Consider the following 25,680-nt stretch of genomic DNA (forward strand, 5'->3'; position numbering starts at 1 on the left):
GGAATTTCGACACCAACCAGCCCGCATCCCGCGCAACTTTCGGTCGGCATCGGCCCAATTGCGGCGGGACGCAAGGCGAAGTTGGGGCTTCGCATGGGCAAGGACTTGCGCCCCGCCGATCCTGACGCAGCGAACTGCGGCCAGGAGTTTGGGGCCGCTCGTTGAGCGGTCTTGCGAATCTAGCAGTATGTTGCCCTGCAACATGTGATGCCGGTCACGGTCCGAGATTAAATTCCCGCCATCAGGCAGCGTGTCATCCGACCGCGAGATCCATCAGCTCAATTGTGACACCGCCAAAACCGGCCCGCGTGTGCAGGCGAACCGGCAAGTAGGCCCCGTCCCCCGCGACCGGCGCCAACCACAGCACCAGCGGATGCCGCAACGCGCGCTCGCTCGGGTAATCCTCCGGGTCATAGCCGGCAATGGGTTCATACCAAGCGTGGCAGACAAGCGCTTCGCCGCGCCAACCCCGGGTCCGGACATTATCCCGGCCAACAGTCTCGAGCCTGAGATCATAACGCGCCTTGCCGTCAAAGACCGGCAATCGGCCCTGGCAACCTTCCCCGTCCTCAAGCCGGCGCGACAATTCAAAGAAGGCGGTCATCGGATCGATCACACCGGTCCGGTCGGATTCGCTGGCCGGCGGCACGCCCCATGATCCGAAAGGCGGTTCGACATCAGATCGGGCAACCGGACCGGCAAAATCGACGGCAACCGACCGCACCTTGTCGCCCGTACGCTCAACATGTGTATAGCGAGACGGCTCCCGGGCACCGGCGGCCCCTTCACCGGACACCTCGGCGCGAATGTCAAAATCGGCGAACAAGGCCGCCAGACCGGCGGCTTCGATATGGCTGCCGGCTGAGTATGCCTGCTCGCCGAAGCTTGCATTGAGCGTGATTTCACCGACCTTGAAAAACAACACGGACGAGGCGTAGCGAGCCTCAATCCGGGTTTCGCCCGCCACGGCCGGAGCGCGCCAGCCGGCCTCGTCCGGAACGGCGGTCCCGCTTGCCATACCGGTCGCCAAGGCCAGCGCGAGACCGGCTGTCAGCAAAATTCTTTGCACCTGCATTCTGCAATCCATTCAGGTCCGGACACTCATTTCCGGACGGTCCGCAGCATCTCGCCTGTCTGCGGCAGGATGATGGCAGGTCAGGCCGGAATCAATGCCGCATCCGCCTGTGAAGCGGTGACGAGATCAGGGATGGCCAGCGCGCCTTCCTCGGCCGGACCGGCCAATTGACGGAAGCCCGAGAAAAGCTCCCGGCCCATCCCGGCCTGCACAACCGACGGCGCGGTCGCGAGCGGGCGGTCATCGAAGCCCTCAGCCGTGACCACCAGATCCCCGGTCACAGCGTCGAGCCGGATCAGATCGCCATCGCGCACTTTCGCGACCGGACCGCCGAGCGCCGCTTCCGGGCTGAGATGGATGGCCGCCGGCACCTTGCCCGACGCGCCCGACATCCGACCATCGGTAACCAGCGCCACCTTGAAACCGCGATCCTGCAACGACCCCAAGGCCGGGGTCAGCTTGTGCAGTTCCGGCATGCCATTGGCGCGCGGCCCCTGGAAACGCAGCACGGCGATGAAATCACGATCGAGCTCGCCGACCTTGAACCGGTCAAGGAAGCTGTCCTGGCTTTCAAATACGATGGCCGGAGCCTCGACGATGCGATGCTCGTCCTTCACGGCCGAAACCTTGATCACGGCGCGACCGAGGGCACCATCCAGCAGTTTCAGTCCGCCATCGGCCGAGAAAGGCTTGGCCACCGGGCGAACAATCTCGAGATCAGCAGATTGCGCCGGAGAAGCTTGCCACATGATGCCGTCGCCGTCCGGCAGGGCGTCGGTGGCATAGGCGCGCAATCCCTGTCCCATGACGGTCTTGACGTCTTCATGCAGCAGGCCGGCATCCAGCAGTTCGCGGATGACATAACCCAACCCGCCAGCGGCGTGGAAATGGTTCACATCGGCAGGACCGTTGGGATAGACGCGGCACAAAAGCGGCGTGATGTCGGCCAGGGCATCGAAATCGCTCCAGTCGACCAATATGCCGGCAGCGCGGGCAATCGCGATCAGGTGAATGGTGTGATTGGTCGAGCCGCCGGTGGCATGCAGGCCGACAATCGCATTGACGATGGCACGCTCGTCGACGATCTCGCCCATCGGCGCATACTCGGCCTTGTCGGCAGTGATCGCAGCGGCCCGCTGGGCAGCAAGCCGCGTGAATGCCTCGCGCATCGGATCGGCCGGATTGACGAAGGCGGCCCCCGGAATGTGCAGGCCCATGATCTCCATCAGCATCTGGTTGGAATTGGCGGTGCCGTAGAAAGTGCAAGTGCCCGGCGAGTGATAACTCTTGCTTTCCGCCTCCAGCAGCGCCTCACGACCAACCTTGCCCTCGGCATAGAGCTGACGAACCTTGGCCTTCTCCGGATTGGGCAGGCCGGAGCGCATCGGGCCAGCCGGCACGAAGATCACCGGCAGATGGCCAAAGCGCAGCGCCCCGATCAGCAGGCCCGGCACGATCTTGTCGCAGACGCCCAGGCACAGCGCCGCGTCAAACATGTTGTGCGACAGGGCAACCGCCGTCGACATCGCGATGACGTCGCGTGAGAAGAGCGACAGCTCCATGCCCGGCTGGCCCTGGGTGACACCGTCACACATCGCCGGCACGCCGCCGGCGACCTGGCCGACGGCACCGACCTGGTTGAGCGCCTTCTTGATCAGGCCGGGATAGGGCTCGAACGGCTGATGCGCCGACAGCATGTCGTTATAGGCCGTGACGATACCGACATTGACCCAGCCGCCATCCTTGAGCGCCCGCTTGTCTTCCCCGCCGCAAGCGGCAAAGCCGTGGGCAAGGTTGCCGCAGGACAGCGTCGAACGGTTGCGGCCGGTTTCCCGGGCGCCGGCGATCTGCGCCAGATAGGCGGCGCGGGTCGGCGCGCTGCGTTCGCGGATACGGTCGGTGACGGCGCGAAGGGTCGCGTGGATCGACTGGGTCATGATCGTCTTCCGTTGCTTTGGGCGCGATCAACGCGTCCAGTGAATTTCAGGCCGGTCGTCGGGGGACCGCAACAGGGCGCGCACCGGCATGTCGGCGACCGGTCCGTCGGCCAGGGCGGCGTCCAGGGCGGCCTTCTTGCCATCCCCGGCCAGCAGGAGAAGGCTGAGCCCCGCCCCGGCGAGGGCCGATCGGGTCAGCGTGATGCGATCCGTCAACGCCCCGGTCACGGCAGTTTGCTTGGCGCGAATGGCGGCGACCGGCCCGCCGCCTTCGGCAAGCGCCACGTCCAGCCCGTCAGCGCGCGGGAACCAGGATGCGGTGTGCCCGTCCTCGCCCATGCCAAGGATCACCACATCCGGCGGAAACCCGATGGCGGCCAAACGCTCGGTCACCGCCGGCAAGCCGTCGATCGGCGTATCGCCGCTCGCCTTGAGCCCGACCAGCTGCGCCGCCGCAGCCTTGCCGGTCATCAGCGTCACGCGCAGGAAGCTTTCATTCGATCCGGCCTCGCCCGGCTCAACCCAGCGCTCATCGACCAATACGACCGAAACCTTTGCCCAATCGAGGTCGACCATCGCCAAGCGCTTGTAGAGGGCTTCCGGCGTTGATCCGCCCGACACCGCAAACACGGCCCGACCGCGCCTCGCGATGGCCGCAGTGAGGGCATCGCGGATCGGCCCGCTCAACGCTTCGGCCATGGCCGACTTGTCGGCATGCTCGATCACGGCCGGCAGGGTGCTAGGTGCCAAGGGCATCGAACCACTCCCTTTCCTCGCGGGCGAGCAGAAGGGCGGACTGGGTCGGCCCGTCGGTTCCGGCCTGATAGCCGTAGAGTTTGGCCTGGCTGTCGTCCCAGGACTGGATGATGCCATCAACCCAGCGCCAGGCGGCCTCGACCTCGTCGCGGCGCATGAAGAGGCTGAGATTGCCGCGCACGACCGCCATCAACAGGCGCTCATAGGCGTCGGGATAGTCGTGGTCGAAATGCTCGGCATAGGCCAGGTTCAGCGGGACATAGCGCAAGCGCAGGCCACCCGGTCCCGGATCCTTGGTCATCAACATCAGCTTGACGCCCTCATCCGGTTGCAGCCGGATGACCAGCCGGTTGGGATGCATCGCACCTTCGGTCGCGCCCACCACATCGTGCGGGATCGGCTTGAACTGGACGATGATTTCCGAGCGCCGCGACGCCATCCGCTTGCCGGTGCGCAGATAGAAGGGCACGCCGGCCCAGCGCCAATTGTCGACATGGGCCCGCACGCCGACAAAGGTCTCGGTCTGCGTCGCATGTCCGACTTCCTCGGCATAACCGGGCACCGTCTCACCCTCAACAGCGCCAGCCTGGTACTGGCCGCGCACCACATCCTGCGTCACATTGGACGCGTTGACCGGGCGTAGTGCCTTGAGAACCTTGAGCTTCTCGGTTCGAACCGCGTCCGGATCAAGCGATGCCGGCGGCTCCATTGCGACCAGGCAGGCCAATTGCAGCAAATGGTTCTGGACCATGTCACGCAGCGCGCCGGAGCGGTCATAATAGCTCGCACGCTTGCCCGCCCCCAACGACTCCGCGACCGTGATCTGGACATGGTCGATGCCATTGGCATTCCAGATCGGCTCGAAAAGATAATTGGCAAAGCGCAGGATCAGGAGGTTCTGGACGGTTTCCTTGCCGAGATAATGGTCGATCCGGAAGATATTGTTCTCGCGGAACACCTCGCCGACCTTGTCATTGATCGCGCGGGCCGTGTGGTAATTTGAGCCGATCGGCTTTTCCAGCACGATGCGCGCATTGGGCGTGTTGAGCTTGTGTGCGGCCAGGCCGGCGCAAATCGCGCCGTAGATCGAGGGCGGCAGGGCGAGATAATAGAGGCGGATCTTGTTCTCGTCCGGATCAAGCGCGGCGGCCAGATCACTCCAACCCGTTGTTTCGCTGCTGGCGTCCACCGATACATAGGTCAGCTTCGCGGCGAAGGTCGCCCATTTGTCACGCCGCTCCGCCGAAGCCTTGCCGCTGATCACATGGGTCGCCGCCATGTCCTGGAAGGCGCTGGATTCCATGCTGTCGCGCGAGGCGCAGATAATACGGCTGTCTTCGGTGATCTGGCCGTCGCACCAACGGTGGAAGAGCGCCGGGATAAGCTTGCGCAAGGCAAGATCCCCGGTCGCACCGAAGACAACGATATCAAAGGGTTCAACGGGTACGAGTTCGGCCATGTCCGGCTTCCTGCTTGACGATCCGCGGCGGTTGAGCGTCTTTGTCGATAATCATGTTACCCCTAACATAGGGACATCACACGGTCGACCGTGAACTCCATCTTGCCAGGACGACCGCTACGGTCCAGCTGCGCGCCGCCAACGGACACCTCATTGGCCGCATACCCGCGCAACCCACAGCCTGATCCTACAAAAGGGGAGGACAGTTGCCGGCACGGGCCCTATAAAAAATGCTCGTGTTCCAAGGTGACCCGGTTTGAGAACCGCCCTTCTGCCAGCCCTTGTCCTGCTTAGCTGCGCTGCGGCCCATGCCGAACCGCTGGCGCGGGTGCAGGGCGTGCGCGACTCCGACTTGCTGGCAGCGCTGGAAGCCGCCATCGGCGAGCGTGACGCCTCCGCCGACCTGCCGGCGACAAGCGCCCTGCGCGACGCCCGAACCGCGGCCGACCGGGCGCGTCGTTTGCTACGGTCGCGCGGCTACTACGCCGCCCGGGTCGATACATTTGTCGACGATGCCGGTGGCGCCCGCCTGCGCGTGCTGCCGGGACCGCAATTCACGATCGGCCGGATCGATGTAAACGCCGGTGACGATGCCGCTGCGCGCGGCCTGGCGCTTGCCTCCATACCGCTGACGGCGGGCGCGCCGCTGCTCGCCCAACCGGTCATTGACGCCGAGGCCCGTGCCTTGCGGGCATTACAGAATGACGGTTGGCCGGACGCCGAACTGCTCGAACGCGAAGTCGTCATCGACCATGCCGGCCAGGACGGGCTGATCACCTTCCGCTTCCAGCCCGGCCCCTTCTCACGCTATGGCGAGGTCAGCCGCGACACGGGCGTGTGGGACCCGCAATTCATTGCGCGCATCTCCCCCTTGATACGCGGTGACGTCGCCAGTCGGGAGGACATGCTCGCCTATCAACGCCGGCTCGACAGCCTGGCCAGCGTCCAGTCAGCCCGGGTCACATTGGGGCCGGAAGTTGACGGCAGCGAAGAACGCAGCGTCGAGGTCAGCCTGACAGAGGCCGAACGGCATACGGTCGAGACCGGGTTGAGTTATTCGACCAGCGAAGGGGCAGGCGGCGACATCCGCTGGACCCGCCGCAACGTGTTTGGCAACGACGAAACCCTGACCCTGTCGGCCACGCTCGCCACGCTGAACCAATCGGCGACCGCGCGACTGGAACGCCCGCACTGGCGGCGCCAGGCCCAGACCCTGTTCCTGCATTCCGGCCTGACGCGGGAAACCACCGACGCCTACGACCAGGACGAAATCGAAGTCGGCGTTGAAATCATCCGCCGTTCCGGCCAGCGCCGCACCTATGGCGCCGGCGTCTCGCTCGACAGCTCACAGGTGACCGACGTGACCGGCGAGCGCGACATACAAACCGCCGCGCTCAGCCTCTCCGGCGGGTATGACAGCCGCAATGACCCGCTGGATCCGACCGAAGGCTTGCGCGCCACATTGCAAGTCACCCCAGCGTTGACCTTTGGCGATGAGGACGGCCGCTATGTCAGTGTCGAGGCGCGCGCCTCCGGTTATCATCGGCTGAGCGAAACCGTCGTCGCAGCCACCCGGCTGCGTATCGGATCCGTCCTCGGCACGTCAGCGACAAGCCTGGCCGCTGACCAACGCTTCTTTGCCGGCGGCGGTGGCTCGGCCCGGGGTTTCGAATACCAGTCGCTCAGCCCGATCGGCAGCGACGACCAACCGTTTGGCGGCCTGTCAGTGGTGGAAGTCTCCACAGAGCTGCGCTGGCGCGTCACACCGCAATGGGGCGCGGTCGCCTTTATCGACAACGCCATCGCCACCGACAGCCACGCCCCGGAACTTGGCGGCATGCGCACGGCGATCGGTTTCGGCGCCCGCTATTATTTCGACTTCGCGCCGGTCCGCATCGACATCGCCACGCCGCTCGATCGCCGCAGCGGCGAACCGACGGTGCAAATATATCTCAGTCTCGGCCAAGCCTTCTAGCGATGACCGCCCTGCCCCTCCTTCGCCGCGTCGCGACGTTGGCCGGTCTTGCCCTTGCGGGGCTGGTCCTGTTGGCAGTCGGCGTGCGTCTCGCGGCCAGCCAGGCACCCGGCCGCTGGATCGTGGCGGACCAGCTCGAAGGACGTGAAATACCGGGCCTGGGTCGGGTCTCGATCTCGGATGTGCGGGGTGACCCGCTATCCCGGCTGCGGATCGACCAGCTGACCCTGAGCGATGACGACGGCATCTGGCTGACCGCCGAAGACATCCGGCTGGATTGGCAGGCCCGCAGCCTGCTGTCGCGCCCGATCAACATCGAAGCCGCGACGATCGACCAGGTGACAATCACCCGCCAGCCAGTGCTGGCCGATCGCCCGAACGCAGCCGGCGAAGCGCAGGACATCCGACTGCCAGAGCTTCCGGCCATCAATCTTGATCATTTCAGCATTTCCCGACTTGATCTCGCCGCGGGAATTGCCGGCCCGCAGGCATTGCTGGCGCTGGAGGCCAGCGCCCGGCTTCGCGCCGATACCAGCCGCCTGACCATGAATGTCGAACGGCTCGATGCCGCGGGGGACCGGCTCACCGCCGATTTCGTCCTCGACCAAGCCGGGGTCAACGGCACCCTCACCGCAACTGGCGAGCCGGACGGAACGCTCGCCGCCTTGTTGCGCATGCCCGGGCGGGCGGTCCGCCTGGACGGGCAGGTCGATGGCGACCCGACACACGGCGAAGGCCGCATACTGCTCACCGGCGATGCAGAGCGTTGGGCCGACGCCGAAATCAGCTGGGACGCCAATGTCTGGCAAGCCATGGCGGATGTGGAACTGGCCCGCTGGGGGCTGGTACCGGAACCGTTGGCCGCCGAGATCGCGGAAGTGCATGCCACAGCAGACGGATCGCGCGACGGCGGGTTCGGCATCGGATCGATCGTACTGGAAACCGCCGAAAGCCGCCTCGTCCTGCGCGATATGACCAGCGCCACGGTCATGGCCGAATTCGAAATCAGCCCGGCGCTCGTCGACCGCCTGTCCGGTCAGCGCGTCGGCGTGGACAGCCTCACCGGCCGGGCCCGTGTCGAGCGGGCCAGCGCCGTGTCGATGCATATCGAGCCCGTCATTACAGGACTCATTGTGCCTGGCGCTCGCATCGACGATGTTACCGGAGGTCTCGACCTGTCATTCCAACAAGGCCGTCCCCGGCTCGAAGTGGATCTCAACCTTGATGCCTTGCGCACCGGCACGCCCGAGATCGACGCGCTGGCCGGTGACCGCGTCCGTATATCCGGTGTGCTGGCCGATGACAGCGATACAACAGGCTGGCTTGTCGAACCGGGCTTTGCGGTCCGTTCCGACGCAATCACGATGATCGCCGACGGACATTTGCCGTCCGGCGCACAATGGCCGGTCGGTACCGCATCGATCACTGTGGCAGACCTCGGCCTGCTTCATCCGGAGCTGGCCGGTCCGGCGTCTGCCGATATTGGATTCGGCCCGGACCGCGCCATTGAACTCACGGCCGATGCCCGCGATGCCAGCTGGCCGGCCGACGCGCAAGGCTTGCTCAACGGCTTGATGACCACAGCGCGGCTGGAGCCGACCGAAACCGGTTGGGACATCGCCGCCCTCAATGCCCGCAGCCCCGCAATGGACCTGACCCTGACCGGTTATTTCGAGAGCACCAGCGACTGGCAGGCCGGCGGCAATCTCGCCCTGTCCGGCGCCCTTCCGGTCGCGGCGCTGGAAATCGATGGCGAGCTGGCCACGGCCTTCCGGCTGGTCCGGGATCGCGAAGCCTTGCGACTGCGGTCGGTGACGACCACACAGCGGCTGCAGGGCGGCCCGGTGATCCTGGACGGGCCACGCCTCGGTATTCGCGGCCAATTGTCCGGCTCGGGCGAGAACGCGGGAACGGCGTTGGAATGGGTTTTCACGGCGGAGCACAATGGCCGCGACATGGCCTTCGACGGTGCGCTTCGCCGCCAGAATGGTGACATGACACTGACGGTGGCCAACGGCCGGGTCAACGACATCACACTGACCGGTTCGGCTCGTTTGCTCGAAGACCAGCTGACCATCGCAATGGACGCGGAGCGCGATCAGCTCATGTCGCTCAGCGCCGGGTTTGTCGCCGGTCTGGACGACCTCGCCGGTGGCACGCTGGACGCCGAACTGGCGCTGGAACCCCAACGCCTCGGCGCAGCCGACCTCAACATGGCCAGCCTCTCCCTGTCCGGTCCGCTGTCGGGCCTCGCCGTCACAAGCCGCGTTGAAGGCCGGATGCGCAGCAATTTCGATCTCAGTGCGACCGGCGAAATCGTCCTGGCCGAAGATGGAGCCTCGATCAGCCTGTCGCCCTCGGGCAAATGGGCTGCCCACAACTGGGCCACCGAAGCGCCGATCCGCGTCGCCACAGGCCTGGATGGCGTGGCGGCCTCGGCTGCGTTCACCCTCGGCGGAGGCCGCCTCGATCTCGACTTGAGAACCGCGGGCGCCAGCCCGATCGCCAACCTTACCATCGACAATCTGCCGGTCGGCGTGCTGGCCGATATCGCAGCAATGCCGGCGACACAGGGAACCGTGTCCGGCGCCGCGGAGCTGCGGGAGAGCGACGGGATCTGGCGCGGCACGGCCCGGCTCGACGCGGCTGGCCTTCTGGCTGGCGATTTGCCCGACATGCCGGAGATCACGCTTCATGCCACCGCATCCATCGACGACGAAGCCCGCGTCCACGTCTCGCTCACCGGCGGTGGACTGGAGGCGACCAGTGATATCCATCGGGCCGGTCCGACAACAGATATCACCCGCCCGCTCGGCAATGCCGACACAGCCCTGTCCGGGCTGATTGAAGCGCGAGGCGAGCTGATGGCCCTGGCCGCCTTGCTGCTGCCCTCGGACATCCTGCTGGAAGCCGGCCGTATCGATGGCCGCATTGCGCTGTCCGGCACGGTGGGCGCGCCGCATCTGGATGGCACGCTGTCCCTGCGCGAGGGACGGGTGAACGCGGCCACGGCCGGCAGTCTCGTGACCGACGGTGAAATCGACCTGACATTGACTGAAACCGGTATCGAACTGACCCGCCTTTCCGCCCGCGACAATCGCGAGGGTCTGCTTTCCGGCAGCGGTCGCGTGGACCTGGACGGGGACGGCGCACGGACCGGGTCCGCCCACATCGAGTTCCAGCGCTTCGTCGCCGTGCACCGCCCGGCGCTGACCCTGCAGGCCAGTGGTGATGTCGATCTCACACTCGATGCCGACGGCCTTCTGGTCGGTGGAGACGCCCGGATCGACCAGCTGCGCACCCAGCCGACGCTGAACGGTGCCGCCTCCATTCCGCAATTGCAGGTGATCGAGATCAATCTGCCCAAGGACCGCCGGGCCCTCAATGAGGCCCGCCTGCCGATCCGGCTCGACTACCGCGTCCGGGCCAATAACGGCCTCTACGTGTCGTCACGCGCCTTCACCTCGGAATGGGGCGTCGACCTGCATGTGACGGGGCCTGAGTCAAAACCCTCGCTGTACGGAACGGCGAGTCTGGTGGGCGGCACGGCCTTCGTGTTCAATCGCCGTTTCAGCCTGGCCAACGGCACCGTGACCTTTGATGGCGCGCCCGACGATGCCCGGGTTGATCTCACCGCTGTTCATGCGCGCACCGGCTTTCGCGCCTCGGCCCGGGTCGCCGGGTCCGTACAGGCGCCAACCATTACACTGAGCAGCGACCCGGCCCTGCCGGAAGATGAAATCATTGCCCGCTTGTTGTTCGACCAATCGGTCAACGAGCTTGGGGCGTTCGAAGCCGCGCAGCTGGCTGCGCAATTGTCGGGACAGAGCCTGCTCGACGTGGTGGGCCAGCTGCGCGACCTGGCCGGGATCGACCGGCTCGACATCTCGACCGGAGCCAATGGCGAGCTCTCGGTCGTCGGCGGCCGACGCTTTGGCGACAATGTTTACGTCGAGATCGGCAGCACTGGTGCCGCCGCAATCAATGAAGCGCTTATCGAATGGGCACTGACGCCCGACCTGAGCGTATTGTCGCGTGTCTCTGCCGATACAGATGCCAGCGTCGCAATCCGCTGGCGGCGCGATTATTGAGGCTGGCCAAGCGCTTGCCTCCAAGCGGGACGCGGAGTACGGCTGGTTGAGAGTGCGCGCATGCACGTGATCGAATGAGGACGTGGCCGGCATGAAGACCTTCCTGTTGTCGCTCATCAAACCGAATGGTGCCTGGGCCGGCATCCTGCTGTTCGCGACCCTGGTCGGCGTGGTCGTCGCCGGCACGACCGGGCATCTCGACCTGGTCCGCGACTATCTCGACACGCCTCTGCTCACATTCTCCGTCGGCAGCCTGTCGGTCAGCGCCTATGACGCGCTGCGCGGTGTGCTGGTGCTGGCGCTGGTATTCTGGACAACAGCCATCGTCTCGGCGGTGGTCGAGGGGCGGCTCACCGCGCTCACCCGGATCCGCCCGACCACCCGCATCCTGATCACCAAGGTCTTCCAGATCGTGCTCTATGTCATCGCCTTCCTGGTGACGATGGACCTGATGGGTCTCGACCTGACGACGCTGACCGTCTTCTCCGGCGCCCTGGGTATCGGCCTCGGTTTCGGCCTGCAGAAAATCGCCTCCAACTTCATTTCCGGCCTCATCCTGCTGCTGGAACGCTCGGTCGAACAGGATGACCTGATCGAACTGCCTGACGGCGTCACCGGTTTCGTTCGCAAGTCGAGCGCCCGCTACACGCTGATTGAAACAGTCGATGGTAAGGAAATCCTCGTCCCCAATGAAGACCTGATCACCAATCGTGTCACCAACTGGACGCTGACCAATACCCGCGGCCGGATCGAAGTCGGGATCGGCGTGTCCTACGGATCCGATCTGGAGGCTGCTCAGGCCCTCATCCTGGAAGCCGCGCGCGAACATCCGTCGACGATCGAGGATCCGGCTCCGCAATGCTTCCTGCGCAATTTCGGCGACAGCTCGGTCGACTTCACCCTGTTGTTCTGGATCGACGATGTCGTGAAAGGGCGCTGGGCGCCGCAGAGCGAGGTCATGTTTGCGATCTGGCGCAAATTCCGCGACGCCGGCATCGAGATCCCCTTCCCGCAACGCGATGTACACATCAAGTCATCCCCATCACCCACGGAGGGCTGAAATGGACGATACCGCCGGCATCCTCTACGCCGCGTCCATCAGCGGCGATGGCCGGGCCAGCCCGCTGAGCGGAGCCGCCGTCGCCCACGAGATCGCAGACGATGCCCTCGCCTGGGTCCATCTGGACGGCCGCCACGAAGCCAGCCGCGCCTGGATAGAGAATGAGCTCGACTATCTCGACCCGCTGATCATCGACGCCCTGCTTGCCGACGAAACCCGACCGCGCCTGCTCGAGTTCGAGAACGGCGCCATGATGATCCTGCGCGGTGTCAATCTGAACGCCGACGCCCAGCCCGAGGACATGGTCTCGGTGCGCGTGTGGGTCGATCCGTCGCGCATCATCTCGGTCGAGCGCCGCCCGCTCAAGGCCGTGCGCGACATCCAGGACAAGCTGGCGGCCGGCAATGGCCCCAAGGATGCCGGCGAGTTCGTCGGCCAGCTCTCGGCCCGTCTGTTCGAACGCATGGAACCGGTCATGACCGAATTGCATGAACGGCTCGACGAGGTCGAGGAGCGGGTGATGGAAACCCCGTCGATCGCCGAGCGCCAGGAAATCACCGCCCTGCGCAAGCAGGCGATCATCTTCCGCCGCTATTTCGCGCCGCAGCGCGACGTCATCGCCTATCTGCGCACGTCCGAGCTGGACTGGCTGAGCACCGGCCATCGTCGTCGCCTGCAGGAAAATCTCGACCGCATCACCCGCTATCTGGAAGACTTGGACGCCATTCGCGAACGGGCCCAGATCGTGAAGGACGAGCTGGCCAATGCGCTGGCCGACCGGATGAACAAGAATCTCTACGTGCTGTCCCTGGTCGCCGCGATCTTCCTGCCGCTGGGCTTCCTGACCGGGCTGCTGGGAATCAATGTCGGCGGCATACCCGGCGCCGACCTGCAAAGCGCCTTCTGGATATTCCTGGTCATACTGGCCGGCATCAGCGCGGTGCAGATCTGGATTTTCCGACTGATGAAATGGCTTTAGCCCGCCCGGACCGGCTGGCCCGGGTCAGCTGGGCTCCCCGGATTTGACTGCAAGGGCACGGGCGGCCTCGATGGCCCGCAGCGCGCGCAGGTCCGACCACAAACCCTTCCACAGGCTATAGCAGCAAACCAGCAGAACCACGGTGAAGGGAAGCCCCACGGTGATGGCCCCCGCCTGCAATCCCTGCAACGCCTGGGCGCCGCCGCCATAGAGCAGCACAGCGGCCACCAGACCCTCGATCGAAGCCCAGAAGATGCGCTGCGGCACGGGAGCATGCAGCTTTCCGCCCGCGGTAATCGAGTCGATGACCAGCGAGCCTGAGTCCGACGACGTCACGAAGAAGACGAAAACCAGAACAATCGCGATGCCGGAGGTGATCGCTGCGAACGGCAGATGTTCGAGCATCTGGAACAGGACCAGCGAAACGTCGCCAACCCCGTCCGACAGCTCTCCGATCCCGTTCTCATGCTGGAAAATCGCCGTCTCACCAAAAGTCGAGAACCAGGCGATGGTGATCAGCATCGGCACGAAGATCACGGCCACGAGGAATTCGCGCACCGTGCGCCCCTTGGACACGCGGGCGATGAACATGCCGACAAAAGGCGACCAGGAAATCCACCAGGCCCAGTAGAAGACCGTCCAGCCGTGGAACCACTCGGTATCATCGCGCCCGACCCAGTTCGACAGGGGCAGGAAGTCCTGGATGTAGTTGACCGTGTTTTCCCAGAAACCGTTGGCGATGATCAGGGTCGGCCCGACGATGAAAACAAAGAGCAAGAAGATGCCGGCCATGGCCATGTTGATGTTGGAGAGGACTTTCACCCCGCCATCCAGCCCGCGCACCACCGAGATGATGGCGACCGAAGTAATGCAGGCAATGACCACAATCTGGGTGATGATGCCCGGATCGATGCCGAACAGGAAATCCAGACCACTGGCGACTTGCTGGGCTCCGAGGCCGAGCGAGGTCGCCAGGCCGAACAAGGTCGCAACAACGGCCAGCAGGTCGATAAGATGCCCCGGCCAACCCCAGATGCGCTCACCCAGAAGCGGGTAGAAGGCGGACCGGACCGTCAGCGGCAAACCCTTGGAAAAGGTGAAGTAGGCCAATGCAAGACCGAGTACCGCGTAGATCGACCAAGCGTTCAGGCCCCAATGGAACATCGTTGCACTCAGGGCCAGCCGCGCCGATTCTTCGGTGCCGGGCTCGACGCCAAGCGGCGTGCCGAACCATTCGGTGTGATAGGCCAGCGGCTCGGCCGCGCCCCAGAACATCAGCCCGATACCGATTCCGGCAGAGAACAGCATGGCGAGCCAGGACTTCGTCGAGAAATCCGGCTTGGCATCGCTGCCGCCGATCCGCAGCCGCCCCAGCGGCGAGAGCATCACCACGAGACAGAAGACAAAGACCAGATTGACGCCCAGCACAAAGAACCAGTCGAACGTGTTCAGGACCCAGTCGCGGGCGGCAAACAATCCGGTCGCGACCGTCTCCGGCGCGATCAGCGCGGTCGAGACGAACGCCACCATCGCCACAGCGGAAATGAAGAAGACCGGGTTGTGAACATCCAGTCCGAGCAAGGAGATATTGTCCTGTCCGGTCTCATAGTCGGTCTTGTAAAAGCGTTTGGTCATGATGTCCCTTGTCCGGCTTCGGCCAGGAGTTCCTCACCAAGCGCCTGCTTGAGCGGGGCGAGATGGGGTTCGAATTTCTTCCACTGGGCCACACCGCTATCGAAGATCGGCTGGCGGACCTGCTCCGAACTGGCAGTGCGAACCGCGCGCTCGGTGGCATGGAAGTCGAGGCAGGCCTGCTCGAAGGGCAGGCCGCAAAAATCGAGAAGGCGCCGCACCTGACTATCCAGGTCGGCCACCACGTCCTCATAGTTCACGCGCAGGATCTGACCGGGCAAAACCCGGTCCCAATGATCCATCAACGCGACATAGTTTCGATAATAGTGCCCGATCTCCTCGAGGCCATAGGTGAATTCCTGGCCTTCGGCGAAGAGTTGCTTGAAACCTGAGAAGCAGCACGCCATCGGATGGCGCCGGGCATCAATGATGCGCGCATTGGGCAGGATCAGCTTGATCAGGCCGATATGGCGGAAATTGTTCGGCATCTTGTCGGTAAAGCGCGGCGCGCCGGCACGGTAGATGCGGGTATTGTCGATATAGTCCTGGCCCAGCTCGGTCAGCTGGTCGGCAGTGAGTTCGTGCAGGATGCGCGGATAGCGGGTCTTGTTGGACAGGCGCTGGCGTCCCCTGAGCCGGTGCGACAGCGCCAGGATATTGGGCAGTTCAAGCGTCCCATCGACCTGGCTGTGCGAGGCCAGTATCTGTTCCAGCAGGGTCGAGCCGGCGCGCGGCAGTCCGACGATGAAAATCGGGTCAGCGTCCGGACAACCTTTCCCGGCCTGGGCTGCAAACAGGTCTTCCGTGCAGATTTCGGCCTGGGCCCGCAGCTCCTCTTCCATCTGCTCCGTCGTATAGCGGGCCTGGATGCGCTTGAGCGTATTGCCCTTCTCGTAGAAGCCGAAAGATTGCGCGATCTCGTCGCGATCCTCGAACGCCTTGGCCAGGGCAAAGCTGATATGAACCCGGTCCTGGAAAGCCAGGTCGGGGCCCGCTTCCAGCGCCTGCATGGCAGCGATCTCATCGTCGGTGAAGCGATAGGTCTTCAGATTGGCCAGCCCGTACCAGGCATCGCCATGATCCGGCTTGCTGGCAAACGCCTGCCGGTAGCTGGCAATCGCCTCGTCCTGGCGCCCCAGCGTCTTGAGGGCATGGCCGCGCGACGTCAGGGTCGCCGGGTCGTTCGGCAGCGTATCGAGGATCTCGTCAAACAGGCGCAGCGCCGCGTCATAACTGCCGGTCTGCATGCACTCGATCGCATAGTGCGACTTGAAGACCGGGTTGTCCGGGGCGCTGTCGTACAGGTGTTTCGCCTGTTCAAGGGCGGCGGTGAATTTCTGACGCTTGCGCAAAACCTGGATGTGGTCGAGGCGCAGCTGGGTATTGCCCGGCTCGAATCCGATCGCGCTTTCGAGCAGGAAATCCGCATCTTCCAACACCCCGAAGCGGTTACCCAATTCGGCCAAGAGTCGCATCGCCTCGACATGATGGGGTGTTTTCTGGAGAAAGGCGCGACAGAGTTTCTCGGCCTTGAGCAGCTTGCCTTCATGCAGGAGATGGGTGACCGAGACCAATTCACGCGGCAGGGCGGTGATCCGCTCCGCCTGCGCGGTCGCATTGCCTGCTTCCGCCGGACGGCCAGCCGTTTGCAACAAGTCCGCCTGGGCCTGCCAGCTGGCGACGAGGGCCGGATTGAAGCGGCAGGCGCGTTGATAGGCGGTCAGGGCACGGTCATTGTCGCCGATCGCCCGCAACAGATGCCCCTCTTCCTGGAAAGCCCGGCCGAAATCCGGTGCGGTACGCTTGATCCGGTCCAGCGCCTCGCGCGCTTCGTCATAACGCTTGAGATAACGGGCGCAGACGGCCTGCATGTAGAGAGCATCCGCATGGTCCGGAGACGCATCCAGCACCGGCCGGATCGTCTCCAAAGCCGCCTCGAAACGGCTGTCATACATCTGCTTTTGCGCCGTGCTCAGCGCCTGGACATGGATGTCCGTCTCTTCCGCCACGCAGGGGCCTCCACCGATCAATCAGAACACAGAAAGCGTCCCGCACCGGGGACGCTTTCCATGGTGGCCTCAGGCCAACAGCTTGTCAGGGGCTAGTACTGCACCCCGACCCGAACCCCGATCGTGCGCGGGCGGATCACGGTGACGCGTTCGCGATCGAAGACGAAGTTGTTGGCAATCTCGCCGCGCTCATCGGTGAGATTGTTGGCAAACAGCTCAACCGACCAGCTTTCCCCGGTCAGGCCCGTCGTGAAGTTCAGCGACGTATAGCCTTCAACATCCGCCTTGTTAATTTCGATCACATCCGAATAGCTGTCATCGGTCATCGTCACTTGCGGCATCACGTGCGCCATCATGCCGTTTTCCAGATACCACTCATAGCGGACCCGGAAATTCGCTTGATAGCTCGGCGCGAAAGCAAGCTCCGAGCCGACCACGATGTCGTCGGTCGGGGTCAGGACTTCGGTGATTTCCGTGTCGAGCAGGGAGAAGGCACCGACGACGGTCAGGCCTTCAATATCGGCCGGCGCCCAGGTGACATCACCTTCCAGGCCACGAATTTCCGCGTTGGCGGCGTTATCCGAAAAGAAGAGATTGGTGATGGACGGGTCGAAGATCGTCGTCTGGAGGTTTTCGATCTCGACCATGAAGGCGTTGCCGTTGAAGCGGACCTGATTGTCGAAGAGGTCGGTTTTCCAGCCGAACTCGTAATTGATCACATCATCCGTTTCCAACGCGTAGGGTACGGTATAGCCACCAGGACCCGCAGCGCCGCCGGGGCGGTTCAGCAGGCCGGGGCGGAAGCCTTCCGAGACGGTCGCGTAAAAGAGCGCTCCGTCCGTCGGGCGCCATTCCAGCGTCCCCTTGAAGATGAAACCGTCTGTCGCGGCGACATCCGGATTGCCGAACGGGTTGTCCGGCGCATACAGGGCCGAAATATTCGTCCCGAAGACCTGAGCGTCGTCGGTCTGGCCAAAATTGTAGAAGGACCCGTTCGCGCTGCCCACGAGATCGACTTCGATGTCGTAATAACGGGCACCCAGCGTGATGGAGAATTGCTCGGTCAGATCAAAGGTCGTCTCACCGAAAATGCCATACTGCTCATCCGTGCGCAGCACGTCATTGCGGAAGATCACACCGGCCGGGAAAGGACCCGGATCAGAGAAATAGCCTGGTGAAGCGTCACCGACCGCACCCGTAACAGCAAGGTTTGTCAGCGGATAGTTCGGGGCAAAACCTGTGGTCACACCGTCAAACGAAACCGCATTGACGGAACCGGGATAGGTGAAGTCATTGCGTTCGGCCACTTCCATATCGGAATAGAAGCCGCCGAAGGTCGCGCGGATGCGGCGGTCTGCGGGCGTGTTGAAGCGCAATTCCTGCGTGAAGACCTTGGTCCGCGTGTCCGACTGCACGAACAGGTTCGGCGGCTGGCAGGTGCCCGACGGCGCCGCCGCTCCCGGATAGGAGACCGAGCCGTCACAGATATAGTAGGGCAGGTACTGGCCGACGAAGAGATAGTCAGAATAATCAACGCGTTGATCGGTATTCCGGTCGGTATAGGCGCCGGTATAGACCATTTCCAGGGCGCCGAGGCGACCTTCCAGCGTCCAGCTGGTGTTGTGGAAATAATCATCCAGCTCGTCTTCCTCGAAGCGCTGGATTTCCAGATCGTCGAGTTCCGGGTCCATGAAGAAGACGCCTTCGGAGTCCAGCTGCTGCTGCATATGCATGACGGTCAGGGACCAGTCCGCATTGAAGTCATACAGGGCGCTCAGACGGAAACCGGAATAGGTGGTGTCGTTGAAGTCCTTTTCCAGCAGGGAGGAGTTATTGGCGTCCAGGAAGGTGACCCCGGACAGATCAGCCGTGGACTGGAAACCGGCGCGCGTCGTGCTCACCGGAACACCATTGTCGCGCATCGTGCCCGCAGGGCGGAAACGGGCCGATTCCGACGCATTGCGGGTGCCCGGAACATTGTCGATATAGCCGCCCTGCTGGTCGACATAGACCACGCCGCGGAGCGCGAAATTGTCGGCCACCGGAACGTTGACGACGGCCTCGACCTTGTTCGACATCTCGCCGCCTTCGGTGAAGGAGACTGCAAAATTCGACGAGGCGGAGAAGCCGGACGGGTCCGGACGGTTTGTGATCAGGCGCACGGTACCGGCCTGCGATGACGCGCCATACAGCGTGCCCTGCGGCCCCGGCAAAACCTCGACCCGCGCCAGGTCGGCTGCGTAGACATCAAGGTTACGGCCCGGCTGCGACACCGGCTGCTCATCGAGATAAAGGGCGACATTCGGCGCCAGGCCGGCCACACCGGCGGTGGTCAGGTTCGGTGTCGTCGAGGCAAGGCCGCGAATATAGATCGTGGCCTGGCCCGGACCGGAACCACCGGCGGTCACGCCCGGCAATTGCTGCAGATAATCGGTGAAGATATCGACGCCGAGCTCGTCCAGCGTCTCCTCATTCATCGCGTTCACGGCAAGAGGAATATCCTGCGTGCTTTGCTCGCGCTTCGTCGCAGTCACGGTGATGACGTCGACCTGGGCGGCGGCGAGGCCGGCTCCGGCGAGCGACAATGTGGCGGCGGTCAGAATGGTTGTTGAAAGTGCCCGTTGCTTCAGCATGACGTGATGACAGTCCCTTGTGGCGTTACGGTTCAAGTGGCTGTGTAGAGTTTCCGGTACGCGCTGACCAGTATGCTTTGAGTTGAAACTTTCAACACCAAGGGTGCCTGGCAGGGAAGCAGCCGAAACCACCGACCTTACACGCTGTAAAATAAGGCTAAAATCCAACCGTTACATGGATGTGACAGGTTTCGGCGAAGTTTGATCCTGTTCCTGCAGCGATTTTTGCCGACCTTATTCTTTGAAATCGAAAAATTCCGACGTCCGCTTTCCGCCGATTCCATTTGGAAAGCCCGAAGGCTGCGGGTACATGAGTCGGGCACCCTGAAACGGCGAGCCGAATGAGCGATCACGACGAAATTCTTGTGGCCCTGCGACGGATTACCCGGGCCATCGACCTCCAGTCCAAACGCCTGGTCAAAGCAACCGGCCTTACGGCGCCGCAGCTGGTCGTCATCGACACGCTGCGCAAGCAAGGCAATCTTTCGCCCAGCGCGATTGCCCGCGCTGTGTCACTCAGCCAGGCCACAATCACCTCCATTCTCGACCGCCTGACCCAGGCCGGACTGGTCGAACGGGTCAAGAGCGACACCGACAAGCGCGTGGTGATGGCGCGCCTGACCGAGACCGGCAGGACCGCCGGTGAAAACGCGCCCGAACTCCTGCAGGCCGGCTTCCTGCGCGCCTTTCGCGAGCTTCAGTCCTGGGAACAGAACATGCTGATTGCCTCGCTACAGCGGATCGCCGAGCTGATGGACGCCGAAAATCTCGACGCTTCGCCCTTCCTCGACACCGGTGAAATCAACGAATGACAGGACCGGCGAACCGCGCGCTGACCGGACTGAAAGTCGTCGAACTGGCCCGCATCCTGGCCGGTCCGTGGGCCGGACAGTCGCTCGCCGATCTCGGCGCTGATGTGATCAAGGTTGAAAGCCCGGCGGGCGATGATACCCGCAGCTGGGGTCCACCCTGGATAGAGCATGAGAGCGGTCGGGCCGCGGCCTATTACCATTCCTGTAATCGCGGCAAGCGCTCGGTCACCGCGGATTTTCGAAATCCCGATGATCTCGACTTCGTGCACGCCCTGATCGCTGATGCCGATGTGGTGATCGAGAATTTCAAGGTCGGCGGACTCGCCAAATTCGGACTCGATTATGCCAGCCTCGCCGCCGACCATCCGCGCCTGGTCTATTGCTCGATCACCGGCTTCGGCCAGACCGGCCCCTACGCCCATCGGGCTGGCTACGACCTAGCAATCCAGGGCATGAGCGGCGTGATGGACATCACCGGCGCGGCCGACGGTCCACCGCAACGCCTCGGCGTCGCCTTTGCCGACATCTTCACCGGACTCTACGCCACCATCGCGATCCAGGCCGCGTTGGCACAGCGCGAACGGACCGGCCAGGGCCAGCACATCGACATGGCCTTGCTGGATTCAATGGTCGGCGTACTGGGCAATCAGGCGATGAATTATTTCGCGACCGGAACGCCGCCGCGCCGCATCGGCAATGCCCACCCCTCCATCGTGCCCTATCAGGAATTTGCCTGCGCCGATGGCCACATCATCATCGCCTGCGGCAATGACAGCCAGTTCGAGCGCCTAGCTCATGCGCTTGCTCTCGACGAGACCGTGATCGCCGCAAACAGGACCAACGCCCAGAGGGTTGGCAATCGCGCCGAACTGACAGCAAGCCTTTCGACCTGCCTGGGCAAGCTGACGCGAAGCGAAGCGCTTGCGATGCTGGAAGCCAATGGCGTGCCCGGCAGCCCGATCAACACGATCCAGAACGCCTTTGCGGACCCGCAGGTTCACGTGCGGGGACTGGCGATCAGCTCGGACGGGATCCCCGGATTGCGGTCACCGATCCGCATGTCAGGCAGCGACACCGGCGGCACCACGCGCGCCCCCGGCCTGGGAGAACACACAGACGCCGTGAAAGCGGAGCTCCAGGCAAAGGGGTGGAGCGGACCCGGGAAGGGATAGGTCCGCTCCGATCGGCTGGTTGGGGCCGATACGTCCTAACCGTTGAAGCGCTCGCCCTTGGCCGCCTTGTCGGCGAGGTAAGGCGAGACATCATGGCCGAAGGCCTTCAGCCCCTCGACCACCACATCCAGACCGATCGTGTCAGCCCAGAACATCGGACCGCCCGTATAAGCCGGCCAGCCATAGCCATTGATCCACACGGTATCGATGTCGGAGGCGCGCTGCGCCATGCCCTCATCCAGAATTTTCGCGCCCTCATTGATCATCGGGAAGAGCAACCGATTGCGGATGTCTTCGGACGAGAATGACTGCGATGCCTGCCCGGACTTGGCGACGAAGGACGCGATAATCTCCTCGACTTCGGCCGAGGGCGTGCGCTGGCGGTTTTCACCGTAATCGTAAAAACCCTTGCCATTCTTCTGGCCCCGGCGATCGCGCTCGCAGAGGACGTCGCGAATGGTCTCACCCTTGGACGTCTCCCTGTCCCAACCGAGATCGAGCCCGGCCAGATCGGCCATCTGGAACGGCCCCATCGGCAAGCCAAAATCCGTCAACGCATCATCGACCGCCCACGGCGTGATGCCTTGCATCAGCAGGGTATTGGCGGCCTGCTGGCGCGGCGAGAGCATGCGGTTGCCGATGAAGCCATGGCACACACCGGCAACCACGGCGACCTTGCCGATCTTCTTCGACAAGGCCATCGCCGTCTTGAGGACGGCAGGCGCGGTCTCTTCCGCCCGGACGATCTCCATCAGACGCATCACATTGGCTGGCGAAAAGAAGTGCAGGCCGAGCACGTATTCCGGACGCTTGGTCACCGCCGCCATCTCATCGACATTGAGATAGGAGGTGTTCGAGGCCAGAATCGCGCCCTGTTTGACGATGGCGTCGAGCTTGGCGAAGACCTCTTTCTTCACATCCATATTCTCGAACACGGCCTCGATGACCAGATCGCAATCGGCCAGGTCAGTCATCTCCAGCGTCGGCGTCAGGCGCCCCATGCACTGCTCGACCTGTTCGGCGGTGAATTTGCCGCGCGCCGCGGAGCGTTCGTAATTCTTGCGGATGATCGAGACGCCACGATCCAGCGGGGCCTGCTCGCGCTCGAGGATCGTGACCGGGATGCCGGCGGTCAGGAAATTCATCGCGATCCCGCCACCCATTGTGCCGGCGCCCAGAATGCCAACCTTTGAGATCGGGAGGATCGGCGTGTCGGCGGGGATGTCGTCAATCTTGCTGGCGGCACGCTCGGCAAAGAAGACGTGGCGCAGGGCGCGTGACTGGGTCCCTGTGACCAGCTTGCCGAACAGCTCGCGCTCCTTCTTCACACCCTCGACGAAGGGCAGCTCGATGGCGGCGCGGACCGCCTCGATGCAGGCTTCCGGCGCTTCGAACCCTTTCAGGCGACGCAGCTCGGTTTTGCGGAATTCATCAAAAAAGGCGTCGCCCAGGCTGGGATCGATCATGTCGATCCTGGCGCTTGAAACGGGATGGCTGGCTGCCCCGACGATATTGCGGGCAAACTCCACGCCGCTCTCGGCGAGGCCGTCATCGGCGACCAGCTTGTCGACCAGGCCAATGCGCTCGGCGGCAGCGGCCGGGATCGGATCCCCCTTGACCACCATCGGCAGGGCCGCCTCGACACCGACCACGCGCGGCAGGCGCTGGGTGCCGCCGGCACCCGGCAGGATGCCGAGTTTGACTTCCGGCAGGCCGAGTTTCGCCGACGCGACGGCGATACGGTAGTGACAACCCAGCGCAACCTCCAGCCCGCCGCCAAGCGCCGTGCCGTGGATCGCGGCAACGACCGGCTTTGTGCTGGCCTCAATGGTGTCGATCACCTCGGGCAATGAGGGGCCAACGGGCGGCTTGCCGAATTCGGTAATGTCCGCACCGGCAAAGAAAGTGCGCCCCTCGCAAGTGATGACAATCGCCTTGATGGCGTCGTCAGCCGCCGCCTCCGCCATCGCATCAGCAAGACCCTTCCGCACAGCTTGGCCGAGCGCGTTGACCGGCGGATTGTTCGAGGTAACGACGAGAACCTCACCATCCTTGCGCGTACTGATAACCGTCATCACCATCTCCTGATTTTTTGCCCGTGACCGGGCTGTTGTCCGCATCGCTCAACCGGTCCTACCGGGCACTAATCATCTTCGCAATGCCGCATACCCTGAATTCGATATAGTGGACAACCACCAGACGCGCCAGATCGTTATGACGTGGCCTTGTGATAAATATCGTTCGACATTATCGTCACCTCAACAAATATTGCAGCAAACCGATAACAGGATTTTGTTGGGGATGGAAAATCAAGCAGAAGCGACCGAAACGGTCGCGAGCTTGGGCATGCCGGCCGACTGGCCCGCCTGCACGCTAGAGCAGGCGACGGCCCTGCTGTGTGCACCCGGGGCAAAGTTCGAGATGGAGACCGTGACCATCCGCGGCGTCGAAACGCGCGCCTGGAAGAACGCACTCGGCAGCCTGCCGGAATTGGCTGCACACGCCCGCAATCACGGCGGCCGCACCTTCACCATCCACGAGAATGAACGCGTGAGCTATGAAGCCTGGTTCCGCGCCACCCGCGCCCTTGCTGCCGAACTCGCGGCGATGGGCATCGGCCAGGGCGACCGTGTCGGACTGGCCATGCGAAACCTGCCGGAATGGCCGGTCGCCTTTTTCGCCGTCACCAGCCTGGGCGCGATCATCGTACCGCTGAATGCCTGGTGGACCGGTGCGGAACTGGCCTACGGGTTGAAGGATTCCGGCGCCAGAGCGCTGATCTGTGATGCCGAGCGCTGGGATCGGATCGGCCCGGAAACGAACGGTCTGCCGGATCTCAAACATGTCCTGGTCAGTCGCGGCGATGCCGCGCCGGATGCGCCAGCCCGTCGGCTGGAGGACCTGATCGGCACGCCGGACCGTTATTCCGGCCTGCCCGAGGGCGATCTGCCGGATGTCGATATTGCGCCCGACGATCCGGCCACGATTTTCTACACCAGCGGCACGACCGGCAATCCGAAAGGGGCGCTGGGCACACATCGCAATATCCTCACCAACATTCTGTCGTCAGCCTTTTCCGGCGCCCGCACCTGCCTGCGGCGTGGCGAGGCGCCGCCGGCGCCATCGCCCAAAGTCATGCTGACAGTGATCCCACTGTTCCACGTCACCGCCTGCAATGCCGGGCTGATGGGCGCAGTCTTCGCCGGACACACAATGGTCTTCATGCCGAAATGGGATGTGGTGAAGGCCTTCCAGATTATTGAGCGTGAGAAGGTCAACACGACCGGCGGCGTGCCGACAATTGCCTGGCAGCTGATCGAACACCCCGATCGCGACAAGTATGACCTGTCCTCGCTTGAGGCGATCACCTATGGAGGCGCGCCCTCGGCACCGGAACTGGTGCGAAAGATCAAGGGTGTCTTCGGCGCCCTGCCCGGCAATGGCTGGGGCATGACCGAGACCTCGGCGACGGTGACCAGCCACTCCTCGGAGGACTATCTCAACCGTCCCGACAGCTGCGGGCCGCCGGTGGCGGTGTCGGACATCCGCGTCATGGCACCTGATGGCAGCCGCGAATTACCGGTCGGCGAGGTTGGAGAGCTGTGGGCGCGCGGGCCGCAGATCGTGGCCGGATACTGGAATAATCCAGAGGCGACGGCGGAGACCTTCATTGATGGCTGGATCCGGACCGGCGACCTGGCCCGGATCGACGAGGAAGGCTTCTGCTTCATTGTCGACCGCGCCAAGGACATGATCATCCGCGGCGGCGAAAACATCTATTCGAGCGAGGTCGAGAATGCCCTCTACGAACACCCGGCCGTGACCGATGCCGCGCTGGTCGGCATCCCCCACCGCACGCTCGGCGAGGAGCCGGCCGCCGTGGTCCACCTCGCGCCGGGCCTCAGCGCCAGCGAAGACGAGCTCAAATCCTGGGTGCGCGAGCGCCTCGCCATTTTCAAGACGCCGGTGCGCATCCTGTTTTCCGGGAAGACCCTGCCGCGCAATGCCAATGGCAAGATCGTCAAGAGTGAATTGAAACCCCTGTTCGAGACCGAACAGGCCTGAACCGAACCGGACAACCGGTCATTTC

The 25,680-nt window shown here is 63.7% G+C and carries 15 protein-coding genes; 7 read left to right on the forward strand and 8 right to left on the reverse strand.

Features of this window, described 5'->3' with window-relative positions:
- Positions 1 to 253 precede the first annotated feature (253 nt).
- The 4 genes from AWH62_RS15255 to zwf all read right to left on the reverse strand — a co-directional run bounded on the left by AWH62_RS15255 (position 254) and on the right by zwf (position 5,227).
- The gene (locus AWH62_RS15255) at positions 254 to 1,075 is read right to left on the reverse strand and encodes a DUF3108 domain-containing protein (RefSeq protein WP_075191358.1); all 822 of its coding nucleotides are present in this window, start codon (positions 1,073 to 1,075) and stop codon (positions 254 to 256) included.
- Between the two features lie 80 nt (positions 1,076 to 1,155).
- Entirely contained in the window at positions 1,156 to 3,012 is a 1,857-nt protein-coding gene (edd, locus tag AWH62_RS15260; RefSeq protein ID WP_075191359.1) for a phosphogluconate dehydratase, read from the reverse strand.
- Between the two features lie 27 nt (positions 3,013 to 3,039).
- Positions 3,040 to 3,768, reverse strand: coding sequence for a 6-phosphogluconolactonase (gene pgl, locus AWH62_RS15265; RefSeq protein WP_075191360.1), 729 nt, complete (start codon positions 3,766 to 3,768; stop codon positions 3,040 to 3,042).
- Complete coding sequence (gene zwf / locus AWH62_RS15270) at positions 3,752 to 5,227, reverse strand: glucose-6-phosphate dehydrogenase (RefSeq protein WP_075191361.1); 1,476 nt, start codon at positions 5,225 to 5,227, stop codon at positions 3,752 to 3,754. Before zwf ends, pgl begins: the two co-directional genes overlap by 17 nt.
- A 256-nt stretch (positions 5,228 to 5,483) precedes the next feature.
- On the opposite strand from zwf, the gene AWH62_RS15275 reads away from it, so the two are divergent.
- The 4 genes from AWH62_RS15275 to AWH62_RS15290 all read left to right on the forward strand — a co-directional run bounded on the left by AWH62_RS15275 (position 5,484) and on the right by AWH62_RS15290 (position 13,332).
- Complete coding sequence (locus tag AWH62_RS15275) at positions 5,484 to 7,202, forward strand: autotransporter assembly complex family protein (RefSeq protein ID WP_075191362.1); 1,719 nt, start codon at positions 5,484 to 5,486, stop codon at positions 7,200 to 7,202.
- Positions 7,203 to 7,204: 2 nt separating this feature from the next.
- On the forward strand, positions 7,205 to 11,293 hold the full coding sequence (locus AWH62_RS15280; RefSeq protein WP_075191363.1) for a translocation/assembly module TamB domain-containing protein: 4,089 nt from the start codon (positions 7,205 to 7,207) through the stop codon (positions 11,291 to 11,293).
- A 91-nt stretch (positions 11,294 to 11,384) separates the two neighbouring features.
- A complete protein-coding gene (locus tag AWH62_RS15285) occupies positions 11,385 to 12,353 on the forward strand; it encodes a mechanosensitive ion channel family protein (protein ID WP_075191364.1) in 969 nt (322 codons plus the stop codon).
- 1 nt (position 12,354) lies between these two features.
- Entirely contained in the window at positions 12,355 to 13,332 is a 978-nt protein-coding gene (locus AWH62_RS15290; protein WP_075191365.1) for a zinc transporter ZntB, read from the forward strand.
- A 24-nt stretch (positions 13,333 to 13,356) separates the two neighbouring features.
- On the opposite strand, the gene AWH62_RS15295 is transcribed toward AWH62_RS15290, so the two are convergent.
- From AWH62_RS15295 to AWH62_RS15305, 3 genes are all read right to left on the reverse strand, one after another.
- Entirely contained in the window at positions 13,357 to 14,967 is a 1,611-nt protein-coding gene (locus tag AWH62_RS15295) for a BCCT family transporter (RefSeq protein ID WP_075191366.1), read from the reverse strand.
- Positions 14,964 to 16,919, reverse strand: a complete 1,956-nt coding sequence (locus AWH62_RS15300; RefSeq protein ID WP_198928917.1) for a tetratricopeptide repeat-containing sulfotransferase family protein — start codon at positions 16,917 to 16,919, stop codon at positions 14,964 to 14,966. Before AWH62_RS15300 ends, AWH62_RS15295 begins: the two co-directional genes overlap by 4 nt.
- A 146-nt stretch (positions 16,920 to 17,065) precedes the next feature.
- Positions 17,066 to 19,606, reverse strand: coding sequence for a TonB-dependent receptor (locus AWH62_RS15305; RefSeq protein WP_075191368.1), 2,541 nt, complete (start codon positions 19,604 to 19,606; stop codon positions 17,066 to 17,068).
- 341 nt (positions 19,607 to 19,947) lie between these two features.
- Between AWH62_RS15305 and AWH62_RS15310 the strand changes: the two genes are divergently transcribed.
- Together AWH62_RS15310 and AWH62_RS15315 are read left to right on the forward strand one after the other, a co-directional pair.
- Complete coding sequence (locus AWH62_RS15310; protein WP_075191369.1) at positions 19,948 to 20,418, forward strand: MarR family winged helix-turn-helix transcriptional regulator; 471 nt, start codon at positions 19,948 to 19,950, stop codon at positions 20,416 to 20,418.
- Complete coding sequence (locus tag AWH62_RS15315) at positions 20,415 to 21,590, forward strand: CaiB/BaiF CoA-transferase family protein (protein WP_075191370.1); 1,176 nt, start codon at positions 20,415 to 20,417, stop codon at positions 21,588 to 21,590. Before AWH62_RS15310 ends, AWH62_RS15315 begins: the two co-directional genes overlap by 4 nt.
- A gap of 35 nt (positions 21,591 to 21,625) precedes the next feature.
- On the opposite strand, the gene AWH62_RS15320 is transcribed toward AWH62_RS15315, so the two are convergent.
- Positions 21,626 to 23,665 carry a 3-hydroxyacyl-CoA dehydrogenase NAD-binding domain-containing protein gene (locus tag AWH62_RS15320; RefSeq protein WP_121211880.1) on the reverse strand — a complete coding sequence of 680 codons (2,040 nt, stop codon included), beginning with the start codon at positions 23,663 to 23,665 and terminating at the stop codon, positions 21,626 to 21,628.
- A 226-nt stretch (positions 23,666 to 23,891) separates the two neighbouring features.
- On the opposite strand from AWH62_RS15320, the gene AWH62_RS15325 reads away from it, so the two are divergent.
- A complete protein-coding gene (locus tag AWH62_RS15325; RefSeq protein ID WP_075191371.1) occupies positions 23,892 to 25,655 on the forward strand; it encodes a class I adenylate-forming enzyme family protein in 1,764 nt (587 codons plus the stop codon).
- Positions 25,656 to 25,680 lie beyond the last annotated feature (25 nt).

The sequence above is a fragment of the Maricaulis sp. W15 genome (assembly GCF_001924955.1).
In the GTDB taxonomy this organism is placed as follows: Bacteria; Pseudomonadota; Alphaproteobacteria; order Caulobacterales; family Maricaulaceae; genus Maricaulis; species Maricaulis maris.

Coding starts and splice junctions, on each gene's coding strand:
- AWH62_RS15310 (WP_075191369.1), top strand. CDS start 19,948: ATGAGCGATCACGACGAAATTCTTGTGGCCCTGCGACGGATTACCCGG.
- AWH62_RS15285 (WP_075191364.1), top strand. CDS start 11,385: ATGAAGACCTTCCTGTTGTCGCTCATCAAACCGAATGGTGCCTGGGCC.
- AWH62_RS15295 (WP_075191366.1), bottom strand. CDS start 14,967: ATGACCAAACGCTTTTACAAGACCGACTATGAGACCGGACAGGACAAT.
- pgl (WP_075191360.1), bottom strand. CDS start 3,768: ATGCCCTTGGCACCTAGCACCCTGCCGGCCGTGATCGAGCATGCCGAC.
- AWH62_RS15300 (WP_198928917.1), bottom strand. CDS start 16,919: ATGTATGACAGCCGTTTCGAGGCGGCTTTGGAGACGATCCGGCCGGTG.
- AWH62_RS15280 (WP_075191363.1), top strand. CDS start 7,205: ATGACCGCCCTGCCCCTCCTTCGCCGCGTCGCGACGTTGGCCGGTCTT.
- edd (WP_075191359.1), bottom strand. CDS start 3,012: ATGACCCAGTCGATCCACGCGACCCTTCGCGCCGTCACCGACCGTATC.
- AWH62_RS15255 (WP_075191358.1), bottom strand. CDS start 1,075: ATGCAGGTGCAAAGAATTTTGCTGACAGCCGGTCTCGCGCTGGCCTTG.
- AWH62_RS15305 (WP_075191368.1), bottom strand. CDS start 19,606: ATGCTGAAGCAACGGGCACTTTCAACAACCATTCTGACCGCCGCCACA.
- AWH62_RS15315 (WP_075191370.1), top strand. CDS start 20,415: ATGACAGGACCGGCGAACCGCGCGCTGACCGGACTGAAAGTCGTCGAA.
- AWH62_RS15325 (WP_075191371.1), top strand. CDS start 23,892: ATGGAAAATCAAGCAGAAGCGACCGAAACGGTCGCGAGCTTGGGCATG.
- AWH62_RS15290 (WP_075191365.1), top strand. CDS start 12,355: ATGGACGATACCGCCGGCATCCTCTACGCCGCGTCCATCAGCGGCGAT.
- AWH62_RS15320 (WP_121211880.1), bottom strand. CDS start 23,665: ATGACGGTTATCAGTACGCGCAAGGATGGTGAGGTTCTCGTCGTTACC.
- zwf (WP_075191361.1), bottom strand. CDS start 5,227: ATGGCCGAACTCGTACCCGTTGAACCCTTTGATATCGTTGTCTTCGGT.